The organism is Labrenzia sp. 5N (genome assembly GCF_012395805.1).
In the GTDB taxonomy this organism is placed as follows: Bacteria; Pseudomonadota; Alphaproteobacteria; order Rhizobiales; family Stappiaceae; genus Roseibium; species Roseibium algicola.
This window is the reverse complement of record NZ_JAAZTM010000005.1, coordinates 270178-288038: the sequence shown is the minus strand read 5'-3', so window position 1 is coordinate 288038 and position 17861 is coordinate 270178. Positions and strand designations below refer to the sequence as shown.

Annotated in this window: 12 protein-coding genes; 5 read left to right on the top strand and 7 right to left on the bottom strand. The window is 60.6% G+C overall.

The annotated features are described in order from the left end of the window. Positions 1-59: 59 nt before the first annotated feature. Positions 60-545 carry a hypothetical protein gene (locus HEP89_RS08745; protein WP_055660126.1) on the top strand — a complete coding sequence of 162 codons (486 nt, stop codon included), beginning with the start codon at positions 60-62 and terminating at the stop codon, positions 543-545. A 16-nt stretch (positions 546-561) separates the two neighbouring features. Here HEP89_RS08745 and HEP89_RS08740 read toward each other — a convergent pair whose 3' ends face one another. Then, the gene (locus tag HEP89_RS08740; protein ID WP_035907882.1) at positions 562-1101 is read right to left on the bottom strand and encodes a L,D-transpeptidase family protein; all 540 of its coding nucleotides are present in this window, start codon (positions 1099-1101) and stop codon (positions 562-564) included. A 192-nt stretch (positions 1102-1293) separates the two neighbouring features. Here HEP89_RS08740 and HEP89_RS08735 point away from each other — a divergent pair, with 192 nt between their 5' ends. Further along, a complete protein-coding gene (locus HEP89_RS08735) occupies positions 1294-1977 on the top strand; it encodes a response regulator transcription factor (protein WP_023002571.1) in 684 nt (227 codons plus the stop codon). A 25-nt stretch (positions 1978-2002) separates the two neighbouring features. Then, the gene (locus HEP89_RS08730) at positions 2003-2509 is read left to right on the top strand and encodes a cyclic nucleotide-binding domain-containing protein (RefSeq protein ID WP_023002570.1); all 507 of its coding nucleotides are present in this window, start codon (positions 2003-2005) and stop codon (positions 2507-2509) included. Positions 2510-2934: 425 nt separating this feature from the next. Here HEP89_RS08730 and HEP89_RS08725 read toward each other — a convergent pair whose 3' ends face one another. The 4 genes from HEP89_RS08725 to HEP89_RS08710 all read right to left on the bottom strand — a co-directional run bounded on the left by HEP89_RS08725 (position 2935) and on the right by HEP89_RS08710 (position 6910). After that, positions 2935-3801: a protein-methionine-sulfoxide reductase heme-binding subunit MsrQ gene (locus HEP89_RS08725; RefSeq protein WP_209014539.1), complete on the bottom strand. Its 867-nt coding sequence runs from the start codon at positions 3799-3801 to the stop codon at positions 2935-2937. 808 nt (positions 3802-4609) lie between these two features. Further along, positions 4610-5215, bottom strand: a complete 606-nt coding sequence (gene leuD, locus HEP89_RS08720; protein WP_023002568.1) for a 3-isopropylmalate dehydratase small subunit — start codon at positions 5213-5215, stop codon at positions 4610-4612. A gap of 38 nt (positions 5216-5253) precedes the next feature. Beyond that, the gene (argC, locus tag HEP89_RS08715; protein WP_168691798.1) at positions 5254-6204 is read right to left on the bottom strand and encodes an N-acetyl-gamma-glutamyl-phosphate reductase; all 951 of its coding nucleotides are present in this window, start codon (positions 6202-6204) and stop codon (positions 5254-5256) included. Between the two features lie 139 nt (positions 6205-6343). Continuing rightward, positions 6344-6910, bottom strand: coding sequence for a peroxidase-related enzyme (locus tag HEP89_RS08710; protein ID WP_031270047.1), 567 nt, complete (start codon positions 6908-6910; stop codon positions 6344-6346). A 107-nt stretch (positions 6911-7017) separates the two neighbouring features. On the opposite strand from HEP89_RS08710, the gene HEP89_RS08705 reads away from it, so the two are divergent. Then, the gene (locus tag HEP89_RS08705) at positions 7018-11829 is read left to right on the top strand and encodes an NAD-glutamate dehydrogenase (RefSeq protein ID WP_168691797.1); all 4812 of its coding nucleotides are present in this window, start codon (positions 7018-7020) and stop codon (positions 11827-11829) included. A 548-nt stretch (positions 11830-12377) separates the two neighbouring features. Then, a complete protein-coding gene (locus HEP89_RS08700) occupies positions 12378-13748 on the top strand; it encodes an MFS transporter (RefSeq protein WP_168691796.1) in 1371 nt (456 codons plus the stop codon). 96 nt (positions 13749-13844) lie between these two features. On the opposite strand, the gene HEP89_RS08695 is transcribed toward HEP89_RS08700, so the two are convergent. Then, positions 13845-15956 carry a methyl-accepting chemotaxis protein gene (locus HEP89_RS08695; RefSeq protein WP_055660526.1) on the bottom strand — a complete coding sequence of 704 codons (2112 nt, stop codon included), beginning with the start codon at positions 15954-15956 and terminating at the stop codon, positions 13845-13847. Positions 15957-16185: 229 nt separating this feature from the next. Further along, positions 16186-17802, bottom strand: a complete 1617-nt coding sequence (gene purH / locus HEP89_RS08690; protein ID WP_168691795.1) for a bifunctional phosphoribosylaminoimidazolecarboxamide formyltransferase/IMP cyclohydrolase — start codon at positions 17800-17802, stop codon at positions 16186-16188. Positions 17803-17861 lie beyond the last annotated feature (59 nt).

The window sequence follows — 17861 nt, the reverse complement described above, 5'->3', positions numbered from 1 at the left end:
GTTGGCGGTCATGCCGACCTAAAATTGCGTCCATGGGGCAGTTATGAAGGATAACGATCATGCCCGACGTAAACGCTCAACAGGCGCAACGCCTGATCAATTTCGCCACCGAAAGACTTGGCCGGGTGGAAGGCGATGGCCAGTGCTGGACGCTGGTCGACAACGCTTTCCGGCACGTCGGCTTCAACAAGCCGGCCTCCACCTATGTCTGGGGACGGGTGATCAACAATCTGTCGGACGCCCGGCCGGGTGACGTCTTCCAGTTCACCCGCTTTGAAGTCACGGTTCGTGTAACCCAGCCCGACGGTAGCTGGGAGGAACAGACGATGTCCCGCGGCGAACCGCGGCACACGGCGATCCTGGAAAGTGTCAACGGCAACAGGGCGACCTTTCTGGAAAGCAACGTCACCGACGACCAGACCGTCAAGCGCAACGGTTTCGGAATTCGCACGGCAACGACGACCGATGACGCCGGTGTCAGGACCTCGACCACGGTCAGTGGCAGCTTCACCATCTACCGGCCACAGGTCAGTGCCAATCCTTAAGACTGTTCGGGCCGGCTCAGGCGTGGATCACCATCTCCGCGCCAAGGCCGATGTTCTGAAGAATCAGGCGCATGTGTTCCGGCGAAACGGCAACGCAGCCTTCCGTCGGCGAATAGCCCGGCCGCGCGATGTGAAAGAAGATCGCGCTACCCTGCCCCTTCACGGCCGGGTTCAGGTTGCAATCCAGCACCACGACGATGTCGTAGAGCCTGTCGTCGCGCCACATTTTCTCGTGGCTGGCCGAAAAAGGCAGTTGCACCGGCCTGTTGTAGAGACGATGGCCAGGGTCGTCACACCAGCCGGACGCCGGTGTCAGCGGCTCCGTCGGCAGCAGCGTTGCCGGCGGCAAGCCCCGGTCCGGGCGATAGTAGACGTGCAGCAATTCGAACCGGCCCACCGGCGTGCCGCCATCGCCTTCGCGCTTGCGCATGACAATGCCCGACCGGCCGAGCGCACACGGGACCGTGATCCGCCCAAGACTGAGCACGCCGCGTGTCCTGTTCAGAGGCGACGCACGAACTTCCAGCATTCCCGCCGATTTTTTCAAGGTTTTCATGATCCTGTCCGTTCCGCCTGTCCGCTCCGCCGGTCTTCTTGATAAACCACCCCTAAACCCCGCGTGAAGAAGAATTGACGGGACACCGCTTGTGCGGGAACAATTTCCCACGCACATAGAAGCAGGAACGCGCTTGTGTCCTTTGCACAAGTCGTCGTGAAGAGATTTTGGATTCTGGCGAGGGACGCGACGATGACCGCCCGCACGATTTTGATTGTCGATGATGATACCGAACTGCGCGAAGCGCTGGTGGAGCAGCTGTCGCTCTACGATGAATTTGAGACGATCCAGGCGGATTCGGCCACGTCCGGCATCGCAATGGCCAAGGAAGAGCACGTCGATCTGCTGCTGATGGACGTCGGCCTGCCGGACATAGACGGGCGCGAAGCGGTCAAGCTGCTGCGCAAGGGCGGTTTCAAGGCACCGATCATCATGCTGACCGGTCATGACGGCGACAGCGACACGATCCTGGGGCTTGAGGCCGGTGCCAACGACTATGTCACCAAGCCCTTCAAGTTCGCCGTGCTTCTGGCCCGTGTCCGGGCACACTTGCGCCAGCACGAACAGAGCGAAGACGCCACCTTCGCCATCGGCCGCTATTCGTTCCGGCCCGCCGCCAAGGTGATGCAGGACGACAGCGGCTCCAAGGTTCGTCTGACGGAAAAAGAAACCTCCATCCTGAAATTCCTCTACCGTGCCGGCGAAAAGCCCGTGACCCGCGACGTGCTGCTGCACGAGGTCTGGGGCTACAATTCCGGCGTGACCACCCACACGCTGGAAACGCACATCTACCGCCTCAGGCAGAAAATCGAGCGTGACCCGTCCAATGCGGAGCTTCTTGTCACAGAAGCCGGTGGATATAAGCTTGTGCCGTAACCGGTAATCGGCGTATTTCTTGGGCATGAGCCTTGCCCAAGACATTGCGATTCTCAAACAAATCCCGATGCTTTCGGACTTTCAGGACGATCAGCTGCGTCTGCTCGCCTTCAGCGCCGAAAGCATGGATTACAACCGCGGCCAGCGCCTGTTCGATCAGGGCGACCGCGCCGATGGCGGTTTGGTAATCACCAGCGGCACGGTCAGCCTGCAGACGAGGACCAAGGACGGCTTTGAGGAAATCGAGCGCGTCGGTCAGGGCACACTGCTGGGCGAGACAGCTCTTCTTGCAGAAAACAAGCGCCCTTGCCGGGCAGAAGCCGTTGACGGCGTACGCATCATCCGCATTCGCCGCGCGCTCTTCAAACGTATGATCCAGGAATTCCCGGAACTTGCACAGCGCATGCTCGACCAGCGCGCCAACCAGTTTCGCCAAACGGTTTCAGCCCTGCGCCCCATCGGCGAAAAGATGGCCGAACTGGAGCAGATCAACGCCGAACGCCGCGTGCGCGACGACGAGAAACAGTCGTAGGGCAAAAGTCCCGACGCTGATTGTCTCGCAATTCAAACAGCGATGGCTGGATCTGATTCTCGGCTGGTCTTCGAATTCCCTAGAGATAATCTTCACCTGTCGCCGTCATTGCCGGACTTGATCCGGCAATCCTGGCCGTTCCACACATCCAAGCTCATCAGAAGATAAGGGGATCGGCGTGGATCCCATGGTCGAGCCATGGGATGACGGGACTGGGAAACCTGGAAACTCGGCTTAACCCGTCATGGGCTGGCTCCCCAACCAGACCGGGCCCAATTCCTGTGGCCACACACTCTTTCCGTCATTGCCGGGCCGGACCCGGCAACCCATGCCGTGATCTTCCGCATGGAACCACCTGACCTGGGTGGAGGACGCTCGACTTGGGTCCGATGCAAAGCCAGGGGTGGTGAAGGCTCGACGCTATTCTATGCCCGCTTCAATCCCAGCTTGGGGCCAAGCAATCCGCCGATCCATTGAACCATTGCCGCCACGCCAACCCCGAGCCCGATGATCCCGACCCAGATAGCCGGACGGATTGCAACGGAAAGGGCGAAGTTTGCCTGGAACACCCGGTCGGCAGGAATGCCGGTGGCAAGTGCGTACCAGGCAAATTCGATCCCGGCAGTCCCTGCAGCTGCCAGCAGCGCGCAAACCGCCAGAACCAGCGGGTTTGCAAGGCTGAAGCCTGCCTTGACCGCAAGTCTGTAGATTATCAGCAGCACGAACAGGCCTGCCATCAAGGTGGCCTGCGTGACGTCCGACTTGGACTGCAGGAAGAAGTGGAACAGCATGAGACCGCCGATCGGATAGATCAGGGTGTGCAGCCGCTGCCAGTTCCGCCCGAGTTTGCGGATGGCACTGTCGAAGGAGGTCGCACCCAGCACCGCCAGCCCGAACAGCGCGACAAAGCCGATGGTCAGATAGAAACGCAGAACGATTTCAGACACGACCTTGCCGAGGTTCCAGCTTTCCTGCGCAGCGTAAAGCCCCAGGTGCAAGAGCGCATAGGCAAGCACTGTCACACCCAGCATGCGCCTGACACCGACGATCCTGTTCCAGGAGAAAATCCTCCGGAGCGGCGTTACCGCCAGGGTCACAAGCAGGAAGCGCACCGTCCAGTCGCCACTGGCATGAAGCTCCATCTCGTAGGGCTCCGGCAGCACCGGTCCGAAGGCGAGGCTGTAGAAGATCTGCAACGCCGGAAGAAGCAAGGCAATGAATACAGCCAATCGCAGACCGGAAAGGTTGCCGCGTCGGTCGGTCCAGGGAGCGTATGGTGCCAAGGTCATCATATCCATGCGTTCGGACTATCGCACGAAACGTTCAAGGACACTGAAAAGCTTTTCAAGCCTGCGTGAAGAAGATGAGAGGCGGTTATCCAGCTTTCCCTGTCCCGCTTCACCGGCAAGCTCCTTTCGGCGCCGCCCGTTTGTATTCAATCCGACAGGAACCACTCATTCCCGCTTTCTTTGTCATCCCGGTTTGACGCGTCAGCGGCAAGACCGGGATCCAGTACGCCATGGGAACAGACTTCGAAAACCTCGCGAACACAATGAATACTGGATCCCTGCCTTCGCAGGGATGACAAGGTTGATGGGCTTCAGGACAACACGGCTGAATGCGGTTCTGCGATCATGCAGCGGAGGTTCGGTCACAGGGGTGAAGAAGCGAACCAAGGCGGAAAGCGGCGCACCAGAAAACTCCATTTAGCCCATTTGTCGACCCAGTTTTCAGCACGCCCGACTTGTATCCGGTCGGAGCAGGACATCCAATTTGGAACCACTCATTCCCGCATTCTTTGTCATCCCGGTTTGACGCGTCAGCGGCAAGACCGGGATCCAGTACGCCATGGGAACAGCCCCGGAAAACCTCGCGAACCCAATAAATACTGGATCCCTGCCTTCGCAGGGATGGCAAGGTTGATGAGCTTCAGGACAACACGGCTGAATGCGGTTGTCGTGATCGAAATCCGGAGGATTGACCCTGTGAGTGGAGGATCATGTCTTGGCGACGCGTCGCGCGCCTTAAAGAACCTGAGGCAACCAAAACAAAAAAGCCGGGTCGTGAAACCCGGCTTTTCAAAAGTCTTTGCAGTCCGGCTCAGACCCAGGGACGGTCGTTGCCCATCTTGCTTTCAAAGGTGTCGATTTCACCGGCCTTCGCCATGGTCAGGCCGATGTCGTCGAGGCCGTTGATCAGGCAATGCTTGCGGAAGCTGTCGATCTTGAAGGCGATGTCACCGCTCTCAAGACCTTTGATTTCCTGGCTTTCCAGATCGATCGTCAGCGTGAAGTTGGCGCCGCGCTCTGCCGCATGCATCAGGGTTTCCAGCTCGTCTTCGGAGACCTGGATCGGCAGAATGCCGTTCTTGAAGCAGTTGTTGTAGAAAATGTCGGCGAACGAGGTGGAGATCACGCAGCGGATGCCGAAATCAAGCAGCGCCCAGGGCGCATGCTCGCGCGAGGAACCGCAGCCGAAGTTGTCACCGGCGATCAGGATCTTGGCATTGCGGTAGGCGGCCTTGTTGAGAACGAAGCTCTCGTTCTCCGATCCGTCGTCGTTGGTGCGCATTTCGTGGAACAGCGCGGTGCCGAGGCCGGTGCGCTTGATCGTCTTCAGGAACTGCTTCGGAATGATCATGTCCGTGTCGATGTTCACGATCGGCAACGGCGCTGCGACACCGGTCAGGGTCTCAAATTTTTCCATTCTTCTTCTCTCCTGAAAGGCCTGAAAACGGATGCCGCTTACGCAGCAAGGCTGGTTGTCTGATCGACACCGAGCATAAGATTGAGGTTCTGGACCGCAGCGCCGGACGCGCCCTTGCCCAGGTTGTCGTAGACGGCAACGATCGCAGCCTGCGCCCTGGCGTCATTTGCAAAGACGTGCAGATGCAGCTTGTTGGTGTCGTTGAGCGCCTGCGGATTGAGGCTGTCGGATTTCTCGAGTGCTTCGAGCGGCGCGACCTCGACAAAACCGCCGGGTACCGAAGCGAAATGATCGGCGATCGCCGCATGCAGCTGCTCGCCCGTCGGCACCTTGGCAAGGCCTGCCAGGTTCAACGGAACCACCGTCAGCATACCCTTGTAGAAATCGCCAACAGTCGGAGTGAACAGTGGAGCTGCGTCGAGCAGGCCGTATTCCGTCATTTCCGGAAGGTGCTTGTGATTGAACCCGAGCGCGTACGGCGCAAACGAATTTGCGCTGGTTCCGGCGGCTTCGTAATCGGCAATCATGCCCTTGCCACCACCGGAATAACCGGAGATGCCGAAATAGGTCAGGTTGAAGTCCGACGGCAGCAGTTCCGCGGTGATCAGCGGACGAACCGCGGCGATCAGGCCTTGCGGCCAGCATCCCGGATTGGCAACGCGCATGGCCGCGGCGATGATGTCGGCTTGGTCGAGGTCCATTTCGGCAAAGCCGTAGGCCCAGCCCTCGGCAACCCGGTGGGCGCTGGAGGCGTCAATCACACGGGTGGTGTCGTTCTCGATCAGGGCAACGCTTTCCTTGGCCGCCGCATCCGGCAGGCAAAGAATGGCAATATCGGCCTTGTTGAGGTAGTCGGCCCGGGCAGCCGGATCCTTCCGGCTTTCGTCCGGAATGGAGATCAGCTCAAGGTCGCGGCGCATGGCAAGGCGCTCGCGGATCTGCAGACCCGTCGTACCGGCTTCACCATCAATAAACACGCGCGCAACCATCGCCCGTTCCTCTCCCTCTCATGATCGCCGCCAGTTTCGAACCCCAGGGCCCGAAAGCCGTCAGGCAGATCGGTGCAAAATCGCAAGCGTCATACACCCAATCGCGCGGCTTGTCACCGCCGCGCGACGCTCCGTTATCTCAACGGGCCCTTGAGTGATACTCATCATTCGGGCGCATGTCGGACGCCGCAGCCACCCTGTTGGACATGTTGAAGAAGCCCGTTACCGAGGCGATGTCCCAGATGTCGCGATCCGTAAACCCGACATCACGCAGGGCTTGCCGGTCGCTTTCCACGATTTCCGCCGGCTTCTCCGTCAACTTGACGGCGAAGTCGAGCATCGCCCGCTGCTTTGGCGAAAGGTCCGCAACGCGGTAGTTCATCACCATCAGTTCCCCCAGCACGGGGTCCCCGGAAAGCTCGCGCACCGCAGCACCATGAGCCGTCAGACAATAAAAACAGCGGTTGACCGCTGATACCGCAACGGCAATCATCTCTCTCTCGAGCTTGGAGAGTGTACATTCGCCCAGCATGAGGTCGTTGTACATGTCGGTGAAGGCGCGCAGCTTCGTTTCGTCGAACGCATATGCCTTGAGGACGTTGGGAACGAGACCCAGCTTCTCCTGGCACAAGTCGAAATAAGCCTGTGTCTTTTCACTCAATGTTACATTTGAATCGATTTGCAAGGCCGTGACTTTACTTGACAATTTGCTCCTCCCGTCATGAAACCGTTTATGTCGCTGAAATATGAACTTAAGTCTTAGAACGAGCGAGCGACAGAGCCAAACCATACGATCGCCTAAGGGGATGGAAAATGCCGGACAAACACGACGTCGAGAAACTCAAACTCATCGACGCGGTCCAAGCAACCTTGAATCAGGAAGATCCGGCTCTCGCCGAGTTTTCCCGCGCCTTTTATGACCGGGGCGCAGCGGAAGACCTGGTGGCCTATACCGCGGAAGAGCTGACCGGCTTTGCCCGGGACGCCTGGCAGGATTTCCAGAACCACGAACTCGGCACGCATCGTGTCAGCATCGCCGATCCGGCGTTCAAGGCCCAGGGCAGCAAGGTCAAGGGCGTCTCGATTATCGAGATCGTCAACGACAACATGCCCTTCCTGGTCGATTCCGTCATGGACGAGCTGCAGGAAAGCAAGATCGAAGTTCATCTGGTCCTGCACCCGATCTTCATCGTGGAACGGGATGACAACGGCAAACTGACAAGCGCCACGGCTCGCAAGAAACCACCGAAGCGGACCGACCGGCAGGAAAGCCTCATCCATATCCACGTGACACGGATTGATTCGCCCGAAGCCCGCGCGGCACTCAAGGCACGGCTCGACAAGGTTCTGTCCGATGTCCGCGCCGTCGTGTCGGATTTCAAGCCGATGCAGGAACGCCTGGCGGAGGCCATCGACACCTACAAGACCACGCAAATTCCCGGCAGCAGCGACGAGTTGTGGGAGGCAATCCACTTCCTGGAGTGGATGGAGAACGACAACTTCATTTTCCTCGGCATGCGCGAATACATGTTCGAAGGCGGCGTCGAGGAGGGCGAGCTTTCCCCCCATGAGGGCACGGGCCTCGGCCTCTTGTCCGACCCGGACGTGCGCGTTCTCCGCCGCGGCACGGAGTTCGTGCAGATCACGCCGGAAATTCGCGAGTTCCTGAAGAAACCCGAACCGCTGATCATCGCCAAGGCCAACGTGAAGAGCACCGTGCACCGACGCGTGCACATGGATTACGTCGGTGCCAAGCTTTATGACGACGAAGGCAACATGAACGGTGAGCTGCGCATTGTCGGCCTGTTCGCCTCGACCGCCTATACCGAACCGACCAGCACCATCCCGTTCCTGCGCCGCAAGGTTGCCAGCGTTCTGGCCCGCGCCGGCTACGGCTCGGAAAGCCATTCCGGTCGCGCCCTCCGCAACGTTCTGGAAGCTTTCCCGCGTGACGAGCTGTTCCAGATCGAACGGGAGCGCCTGTTCGACTTTTCCATCGCTATCCTGCAGCTGGACGAGCGCCCGCGCATTCGCGTGCTGTCCCGCCCGGACAAGTTCGACCGCTATGTATCCATTCTGGTCTTCGTCCCGCGTGACCGCTATTCCACCGAAGTGCGCCTGAACGTCGGCACCTATCTGGCCTCGGTCTATGAAGGACGCGTGTCGGCCTGGTACGTTACCTATCCAGAAGGTCCGCTTGCGCGGGTTCACTACATCATCGGCCGCGATCGCGGGGAAACGCCGACGCCGCAGCAGGAAGAGCTGGAGGCCGCCGTTGCCGACATGGTGCGCACCTGGTCCGACAGTGTGCGCGATGCGCTCAAGGACGAATTCGCACCCTCGCAGGCCCGCAAGCTGGCCGACCGCTACGCGCTTTCGTTTCATGGCGGCTACAAGGAAGTCTACAACGCCCAGTCCGCGCTGTTCGACATCGTCAAGCTGGAAACCCTGTCCGACAAGAACGACACCACCATCACGTTCCACCGCCAGGCAGGCACCAGGGACAGCCGCCTGTCGCTGAAGGTCTATCACCGCGGTTCGCCGATCCCGCTGTCCGCGCGCGTGCCGCTCCTGGAAAACATGGGCTTCCGCGTGATCAACGAGCGGACCTACCGCGTCACGCCGGCCGATGCCCCCTTGTCCTACCTGCACGAAATGACGCTGGAATCGCGCAGCGGCGAAGACATCGTCTTTTCCGATCAGCTGCAATCCCGGCTGGAAAGCATGTTCATGGCAGTCTGGACCGGGCTGGCGGAAGACGACGGCTATAACCGCCTGGTGCTGACGGCGGAGCTTGCCTGGCGCGACGTGGCGGTGATCCGCGCGCTGTCGAGATACCTGCGCCAGGCCGGCATCCGCTTTTCCGAAGACTATATGTGGTCCACGCTCAACAACTACCCGAAGATCGCGGCCAAACTGGTGGAACTGTTCCACCTGCGCTTCAACCCGGATGTCACCGAAAAAGACAGGGACCTCGGCACGGAACGGCTGGAAAGCGAACTGACCGCCGATCTGGAGGACGTCGCCAGCCTTGACGACGACCGCATCTTGCGCCGGTTCCAGAACACGATTGAATCGATCCTGCGCACGAACTTCTACCAGCTCGACAAGAAGGGGCAGCCCAAACCGACCTTTGCCTTCAAGATCGACAGCCGCCAGATCGACGACCTGCCCCAACCGCGTCCGTTCCGGGAAATCTTCGTCTACAGCCCCCGCGTGGAAGGCGTTCACCTGCGTTTCGGCATGGTTGCCCGTGGCGGCCTGCGCTGGTCTGACCGGCCGCAGGACTTCCGTACCGAGGTCCTCGGCCTGGTGAAGGCACAGCAGGTGAAGAACGCAGTGATCGTCCCGGTCGGTGCCAAGGGTGGTTTCGTGCCCAAGAACCTGCCGCCGATGAGCGATCGCGATGCCTGGTTCAAGGAAGGCACGGAAAGCTACAAGATCTTCATCAACGCCCTTCTGGACGTGACCGACAACCTCGGCGAGGACAACATCCTGCCGCCGGAGCGCGTGCAGCGCTATGACGGTGACGACCCCTATCTGGTGGTGGCAGCCGACAAGGGCACGGCCACTTTCTCCGATACGGCCAACGGCATTTCGGAAGGAAGGCACTTCTGGCTGGGCGACGCCTTCGCCTCCGGCGGGTCCGCCGGCTACGATCACAAGAAGATGGGCATCACCGCACGCGGCGCCTGGGAAGCGGTCAAGCGGCACTTCCGCGAGATGAACCGGGATATCCAGACCCAGCCCTTCACGGCGGCCGGTGTCGGCGACATGTCCGGCGACGTCTTCGGCAACGGCATGTTGCTGTCGAAGGCAACCAGACTGATCGCCGCCTTCGATCACCGCGACATCTTCATTGATCCGGATCCGGACCCGGCAAAGACCTGGGAAGAGCGCAAGCGGATGTTCGACCTCGGCCGCTCGTCCTGGAAGGACTACAACACCGACCTGATTTCCAAGGGTGGCGGCATCTTCTCGCGCCAGCTGAAGTCCATTCCGCTTTCACCGGAAATGCAGTCCCTGCTCAACCTGAACAAGGGCAGCGCAACGCCGCAGGAAGTGATGACCGCCATCTTGAAGATGGAAGTCGACCTGCTGTGGTTCGGCGGTATCGGCACTTATATTCGCGCCAAGTCCGAGACGGACGCCGATGTGGGCGATCGCGCCAATGACCCGATCCGCATCACCGCATCGGAAATCGGCGCAAAGGTGATCGGCGAAGGTGCCAACCTCGGCCTGACCCAGCTCGCCCGTATCGAGTTCAACAAGAAGGGTGGACGCTGCAACTCCGATGCGATCGACAATTCCGCCGGGGTGAACTCCTCGGACATGGAGGTCAACATCAAGATCGCCCTCGGCGCCGCGGTGAAATCCGGCAAGCTGACCATCGAGCAGCGCAACGAACTTCTGGCCGAAATGACCGACGAGGTCGCCGAACTCGTGTTGCGGAACAACTACCTGCAGACCCTGGCCATCTCCATGACCGAACTGCGCGGCATGGAAGACTTCGGCTACCAGGTGCGCATGATGCGCCAGCTGGAACAGGCAGGCCTTCTGGACCGGGTGGTCGAACAGCTGCCGGACGAGGCAACACTCGACGAGATGCGCAAGGCCGGGCTGCTGCTGACCCGCGCCGAGCTGGGCGTGCTGCTGGCCTATGCCAAGATCACGCTTTACGACGCGCTGCTGGAAAGCTCGGTTCCGGACGACGATTATCTGGCGCGCGAACTGTTCCGCTATTTCCCGGACCAGATGGCCGACACCTACAAGGACGAGATCAGCGGCCACCGCCTGCGGCGTGAAATCATCGCCACGATGCTGGCCAACTCGATGATCAACCGGGGCGGGGCGACCTTCATCACCCGTCTGCGTGACCAGACAGACGCAACCGCGACCGAAATCGCTCAGGGCTTCGTTGCCGTGCGCAACAGCTACGACCTGACCGATCTCAACACGGAGATCGACCAGCTCGACACGAAGATCGACGGCGCTCTGCAGCTGGAGCTCTATTCGGAAATCCAGTCGCTGCTTCTGGAACGGGTCGTCTGGTTCAAGCGCAACGTGTCCTTCGACAAGGGCCTGTTTGCCGTTGTCGAGCGGTTCCGTGCCGGTATCGCCGCGCTGCGCGATCGCCTGGAAGCGGTCTTGCCGGAAGAACCCGCCGCGGTCCTGGCGGAGCGCACCGCAGCCTTCGTGGAGCAGGGTGTTCCGGAAAGCCTCGCCCGGCGGATCGCCTGGCTGCCGGCCGAGCGGGCCATTCCCGATATCGTCATCGTGTCGGAAGAAACCGGGGCAGATCTGGATACGGCTGCAAGGGCCTATTTCGAAGTTGCTCACCACTTCCAGCTCGGTGCGATGCTCGAGCTCGCCAACGATCTCGACGTCCGGGACTACTACGACGGTCTCGCGCTCGACCGGGCACGGGCCATGCTGGTCTCCGCGCAGCGCGCCCTGGCCATCGCGGCGGTTCGCGCCGGCGGTTTTACAAGCTGGCTGGAGGAACACGAGGCGGAAGTGGGCCGGCGCAAACGCTCTGTTTCCGAAATCCTCGACGGCGGTCTCAGCGTGTCGAAATTCTCCGTGGCGGCAAGCCTGCTCGCGGAAATCTGCGGCACCGCGTAAGCCAGCGGAAATCGCGTTATGAGGCCGGCAGTTCCGCTGCCGGCTTCGGCTCTTCAGCGATATTGCCGTCGCCCGGCAACGCTATGCGCGAGCGGGGAATGGAGAACCAGCGGCATCCAAGGCAAAGCGTACCTTCCCAAGATGGTCTTTGGCTCACCGATCCCGGATCTTCGCTGCGCTGCGTCCGGGATGACGCGATTGGGGCCTTGAGAACCTTGCTCACGGACGCTTCGTTGTCCGCTTTTCGGATCGCTGGAGGCGCATGGAGGCTGAGGCCCGCCCTTCGAGACAGCGCTACGCGCTTCGTCAGGATGAGGTGATATGTGTTGCCAGGCTGGTGAGAGGCCTACCTTCCCAAACCCTCATCCTGAGGAGCCGCGCAAGTGGCGTCTCGAAGGATGGGCCGCATACGCCAACCGAAACTCTCTCCTGCAACAGACACCGGATATTCGCAAACACCTGTGGGCTTCAGGAGCGGGAAGCGATATGCAAGAATGAGTTGGGCTCGTCCCGGTCTTGATCCCCCAGGCAGCGAGTTGCCCTTTTCCATGACAACCGTTTCAGACATCCCGTTGCAATCTACCGACAGGCGCGCCGTTCTCTCATGGGCGCTGTTCGACTGGGCGGCACAGCCCTTTTTCACGCTGATCACCACATTCGTCTTCGCGCCTTACTTTGCCTCGACGCTGGCCGCGACCCCAGCCGAAGGCCAATCGCTTTGGGGATACGCAACTGCGGCCGCCGGACTGTGCATTGCCTTTGCAGCACCGGTACTGGGCTCAATCGCGGACGCAACAGGCCGGCGAAAACGCTGGATCCTTCTCTTCTCGTTGCCGTTTGTCATCTGTTGCTGGGCATTCTGGTACGCCGCTCCGGGAAGCCCGAACGGCATCGCCATCGCGCTTGTCGCCTTTGCCATCGGCACGCTGTCCATCGAAATCGCGACCGTCTTCAACAACGCCATGATGCCTTCGCTGGTACCGCCGGAACGCATCGGACGTCTGTCCAGTTTCGGCTGGGCACTCGGCTACGCCAGTGGACTGGTCACGCTGGTGATCGCCCTCGGATTTTTCGCCGCCAGCCCCGAGTCAGGCAAGACCCTGCTGGGTTTCAAGCCGGTTCTGGGTCTTGATGCGGCGACACAGGAAGGCGATCGCGCCGTCGGGCCGTTCTCCGCGCTCTGGTATCTCGTTTTCGTGTTGCCGATGTTCCTCTTCGTGCCGGACGTGCCGCACCAGGCAAAGATCGGTCCGGCCATCCATGCCGGCCTTGCAAACCTGCGCATGAGCCTGGCCCAGGCACGCACCAACAGGAATATCTTCCTGTTTCTCCTCTCCAACATGATCTTCAAGGATGGCCTTGTCGCCCTCTTCGCGTTCGGCGGAATTTATGCCGCCGGCCAGCTTGGCTGGGGATCCATCGAGATCGGTACTTTCGGCATCATCCTGACCATCACCGGAACACTGGGCTTGTTGCTGGGCGGGCCGATGGATGATCGTTTCGGCGCCAAGCCGGTGATTGTCTTCTCGCTCATCGTTCTGATGATCTGCGGCCTCGGCATGATTTCCATCGACCGGACAACGGTGTTCTTTGTCATCAAGACCGCCGCTGCCCCCGAGGGTGCCCTCTTCGCATCGCTGCCGGAACAGGTGTTCATTGCACTCGGCGGTGTCATCGGCGCGGTGTCCGGCCCGTTGCAGGCCTCCTGCCGCAGTCTTCTGGTCCGCATAGCCCCGCCGCAGCACGTGACCCAGTATTTCGGCCTTTTGGCGCTCTCCGGAAAGGTCACCAGCTTCCTGGCCCCGCTTACCGTCGGCGTGGTAACCGCCCTGACTGCCAGCCAACCCGCCGGCATGTCCGTCATCCTGGTCTTTTTCGGTGTTGGCCTCCTGTTGTTGTTGCGGGTGCGGGAGCGCTAGCAGACGCCTTTGCCAGGAAACGGTGCGGGCATTGCCCAAACAAAAACGCGCCGGAAAATCCGGCGCGCTTCATGTTCAGATGTTGCCAGTCTCGCCTCAGGCGACCTGACGGACGCTGGCAAGGAAACCTTCAACTTCCTGCTTGAGCCGGTCGGCTTCAGTCTGCAGGACGTTGGCGGAGGCCGAGACCTGACGGGCGGCATTGCCGGTGTCGTCGGCAGAGGCTGCCACCTTGACGATGTTCTGCGCCACTTCCTGGGTGCCGTTGGAGGCTTCCTGGATGTTGCGGGCGATCTCGTCGGTGGCAAGGCCTTGCTGTTCGACCGAAGCCTGGATGGACGAAGAGATCTCGTTCATCTTTTCGATGGTTTCGGAAATGCCCTTGATGGCATCGACCGATCCGGCGGTTTCCGTCTGCACCGACTGGATCTGCAACGAGATTTCCTCGGTCGCCTTGGCGGTCTGGTTGGCCAACTCCTTCACCTCGGCGGCAACAACGGCAAAGCCCTTGCCCGCTTCGCCGGCACGTGCCGCCTCGATGGTGGCGTTCAGCGCCAGCAGGTTGGTCTGTTCGGCAATGTCGGTAATCAGCTTGACCACTTCGCTGATCCGGTTGGCTGCTTCCGCGAGCCCCTCGATCTTGCGGTTCGTCGACTGGGCCTGTTCCACGGCGTGGGAGGCAATCTCGGTGGACTGGGTCATCTGGCGGGAAATTTCACCGACCGATGCCATCAGTTCTTCAGCCGCGGACGCAACCGTTTCCACGTTCGACGACGCTTCCTCGGAAGCGGCAGCCACTGCCGTGCTCTTCTCGCTGGTGTCGTCGGCTCCCGCCGTCAGCGTCATCGACGCCGCGTTGAGGTCCTGCACCTGGTGCATCACCGTCTGGGTCAACTCTGAGATCTGGCGGTCGAAATCCTGCGACAGCTCGCTGATCCGGCCTGCGCGCGCCAGCTGCTGACGCTGCGCTTCTTCCTGCTCGGCGGCCAGTGCCTCGGCCTGCCGGGCCTTGTCGCGGAAGACTTCCAGCGCCTTGCTGATCTCGCCGATTTCGTCCTGGCGGTCGGTATCGTGGATCGGCTCGTCGTAACGGCGATCGATGAGCGCCTGGATGCTGCGCACGGCGCGCTCCAGCGGACGGCGAACAATCGTGTTACCGACAAGATAGATGGAAAGAGCCACGACGATGAGCAACACGACACCGACGCCGACGATCATGGTCGTGATCGAAGACGAAGCCGCATTGAGGGTCGCCAGCGGCACGTTGACGACCACGGCAAGCTTGGCATCGGTACCGGTCACATGCACCGGCATGACGATGCGGTGCACTTCCGTGCCGAGCGTGTTGGAATATCCGTCATAGGCAAATGGTTCGCCGTTCTTGACCGCCGCCAGAAGCTTGTCCTGCACGGCAAGGTCGGCTTCGGACTGGCCTTCCATCCATGGCTTGCCGAGAACGGCAGGGTCGGCGTGGGCAATCCAGACGCCGTTTTGCGACAGGAGGTGAACCGATCCCGTGTCCAGTGGCCGTTGCTGGCCAAGCACTTCGGACAGCGGGGTCAGAAGGATGTCGCCTCCGGCAGCACCAATCACCTTGGACCCGTCTCGGATCGGCGAAGAGAACGACACACCGGTCACGGTCTTGCCATCGGCTTCCCAGCTGTAGGGTTCCGTCATGTAGTCCTTGCCGGACACATAGGCACCATTGAACCAGAGGTCGCTGGTTGCACTCAGATCACCGACGGCGATTTTCTCGATGGGCCGGTAAGCCAGCGTTCCGTCCGCCTTGCGGAAGTAATAGGGCTGCCATTCGCCGTCTTCGGCCCATTTCTCGTCGCCCTTGAACTCGGCATCCTTGCCGTCGAGCTCGTCTCCTGCAACCACGCCCCAGGTGCCCGAAAGATCCTTGTTGGTCAGCGTCAGGTTTTCAACGACGGCGTTCCAGGCTTCACGGTCGACCGACCCGGCCTTCTTCATGCCGCCGAGGGAACTTGCCAGCGTCTGTGCGGATTTCAGGCCGTTTTCAAGGCCGCGCTGGACGAATTGCGCCTGCTCGCGTGCCACTGTCTCGGCTTCGGACCGAGCAAGATCTCCCGTAATGCGGGACGCTTCCCATCCGATAAAACTGATGCCGACCACAAGGGCAACCGTCAGGGTCGCCGCACTGGCCCCAATGAGCTTTGTTGTGACCTTCGCTCTTCTAAACACCGGCAATCTCCGCGAATCGCAAGAAAACGGCAGGCGAATACCTGCCTAAGCTTGCTGCAGACTACCCGTTGGGCGTTAACAAGGTCTTCAGTGGGAGGGTTTTTCTTAATGACCCCTGTCATTTTTGACAGTAATTTTGGATCGTTAGCTTGCTAATGTTTTACAAGCTCAGATGAAGTGCCGGTTCGAATGAAAACCGGCACTTCAATTCATCGGCGAATACCCGAAATCAGTGCCGGAAATGACGCATGCCGGTCATGACCATGGCAAGGCCAGCTTTGTCGGCTGCCGCAATCACGTCGTCATCGCGCATCGAGCCACCCGGCTGGATAACGGCGGTTGCTCCGGCTTCGGCGGCCGACAGAAGACCGTCGGCAAACGGGAAGAACGCATCGGAGGCGACCACGCATCCCTTCGTCAGCGGTTCGGAAAGACCGGCGGCCTCGGTCGCGTCCAGAGCCTTGCGGGCAGCGATGCGTGCGGAATCCACCCGGCTCATCTGACCGGCCCCGACACCAACGGTCGCACCGTCCTTGGCATAGACGATTGCATTGGACTTCACGTGCTTGGCGACCCGGAAGGCGAATTTCAGATCGGCCAGTTCCTGCTCGCTCGGCGCGCGCTTGGTAACGACCTTGAGGTCAAGGTCGTCGACCACACCGTTGTCGCGTGACTGGACCAGGAGACCGCCGGCAACGGACTTGACGAAGAGACCCTTGGCGCGTGCATCGGCGAGGCCGCCGGTGACCAGAAGGCGCAGGTTCTTCTTCGCTGCGATGATTTCGCGTGCCGCGTCGTCCGCATCAGGCGCGATGATCACTTCCGTGAAAATCTTGACGATTTCCTCGGCCGCAGCGGCATCCAGTGTCTGGTTCAGGGCGACGATGCCGCCGAAGGCTGAAACCGGATCGCAGCGCAGGGCCAGCTCGTAGGCTTCCTTCAGGCTTGCGCCTTCGGCTACGCCGCACGGGTTTGCGTGCTTGATGATGGCAACAGCACTGGTGCGGGCCGGATCGAACTCGCTCACCAGCTCAAACGCGGCATCGGTGTCGTTGATGTTGTTGTAGGACAGGGTCTTGCCCTGAAGCTGCCTGGCCGTGGCAACACCCGGGCGCTGCTCACCGGTGGTGTAGAAACCGGCCGTCTGATGCGGGTTTTCGCCATAGCGCATGACTTCGGCAAGCGAACCGCCAACCGCACGATGGGCGGGCGTTGCTTCCCCCAGTTGATCCGCCATCCAGTTGGAGACGGCGGCATCATAGGCAGCCGTGCGGGCAAAGGCCTTTTGCGCCAGTTTCTTGCGCAGGGCCAGCGGGGCCTTGCCGCCATTGGCATCAAGCTCGGAAATCACTGCATCGTAGTCGGCCGGGTCGGTGACCACGGTAACATAGGCATGGTTCTTGGCGGCCGCACGGGTCATTGCCGGTCCACCAATGTCGATGTTCTCGATGCCGGTGGCGTAGTCGGCACCGGAGGCGACAACGTCCTCGAACGGATAGAGATTGCCGCAGAAGAGATCGATACCGACGATGTCATGCTCGCTCATCGCCTTCTGGTGGTCGGCATCATCACGGATCGACAGCAGACCGCCGTGCACCTTCGGATGCAGCGTCTTCACGCGGCCGTCCATGATTTCCGGAAAGCCCGTGACTTCTGAAATGTCCAGAACCGCAAGCCCGGCTTCCTTCAGCGCCTTGTAGGAACCGCCGGTGGAGACCAGCTCGACGCCGCGCTCGGACAGCGCTTTTGCAAAGTCGACAAGACCGGTCTTGTCGAAGACGGACAGAAGGGCGCGCTTGACGGGAACCAGCTCGGGAACGGGTACGGCTTTGGACACAATGGCCATGAATTTGCCTCGCAATTGGGGACGGTCCGGGAGTTGCCGTCGCCCTATCACGTCTTCAG

Bases quoted from the DNA above. Each gene is read 5' to 3' on its own strand.
- argC (WP_168691798.1), bottom strand. From the start codon at position 6,204: ATGGTTGCGCGCGTGTTTATTGATGGTGAAGCCGGTACGACGGGTCTG.
- HEP89_RS08735 (WP_023002571.1), top strand. From the start codon at position 1,294: ATGACCGCCCGCACGATTTTGATTGTCGATGATGATACCGAACTGCGC.
- leuD (WP_023002568.1), bottom strand. From the start codon at position 5,215: ATGGAAAAATTTGAGACCCTGACCGGTGTCGCAGCGCCGTTGCCGATC.
- purH (WP_168691795.1), bottom strand. From the start codon at position 17,802: ATGGCCATTGTGTCCAAAGCCGTACCCGTTCCCGAGCTGGTTCCCGTC.
- HEP89_RS08705 (WP_168691797.1), top strand. From the start codon at position 7,018: ATGCCGGACAAACACGACGTCGAGAAACTCAAACTCATCGACGCGGTC.
- HEP89_RS08740 (WP_035907882.1), bottom strand. From the start codon at position 1,101: ATGAAAACCTTGAAAAAATCGGCGGGAATGCTGGAAGTTCGTGCGTCG.
- HEP89_RS08745 (WP_055660126.1), top strand. From the start codon at position 60: ATGCCCGACGTAAACGCTCAACAGGCGCAACGCCTGATCAATTTCGCC.
- HEP89_RS08725 (WP_209014539.1), bottom strand. From the start codon at position 3,801: ATGATGACCTTGGCACCATACGCTCCCTGGACCGACCGACGCGGCAAC.
- HEP89_RS08730 (WP_023002570.1), top strand. From the start codon at position 2,003: ATGAGCCTTGCCCAAGACATTGCGATTCTCAAACAAATCCCGATGCTT.
- HEP89_RS08700 (WP_168691796.1), top strand. From the start codon at position 12,378: ATGACAACCGTTTCAGACATCCCGTTGCAATCTACCGACAGGCGCGCC.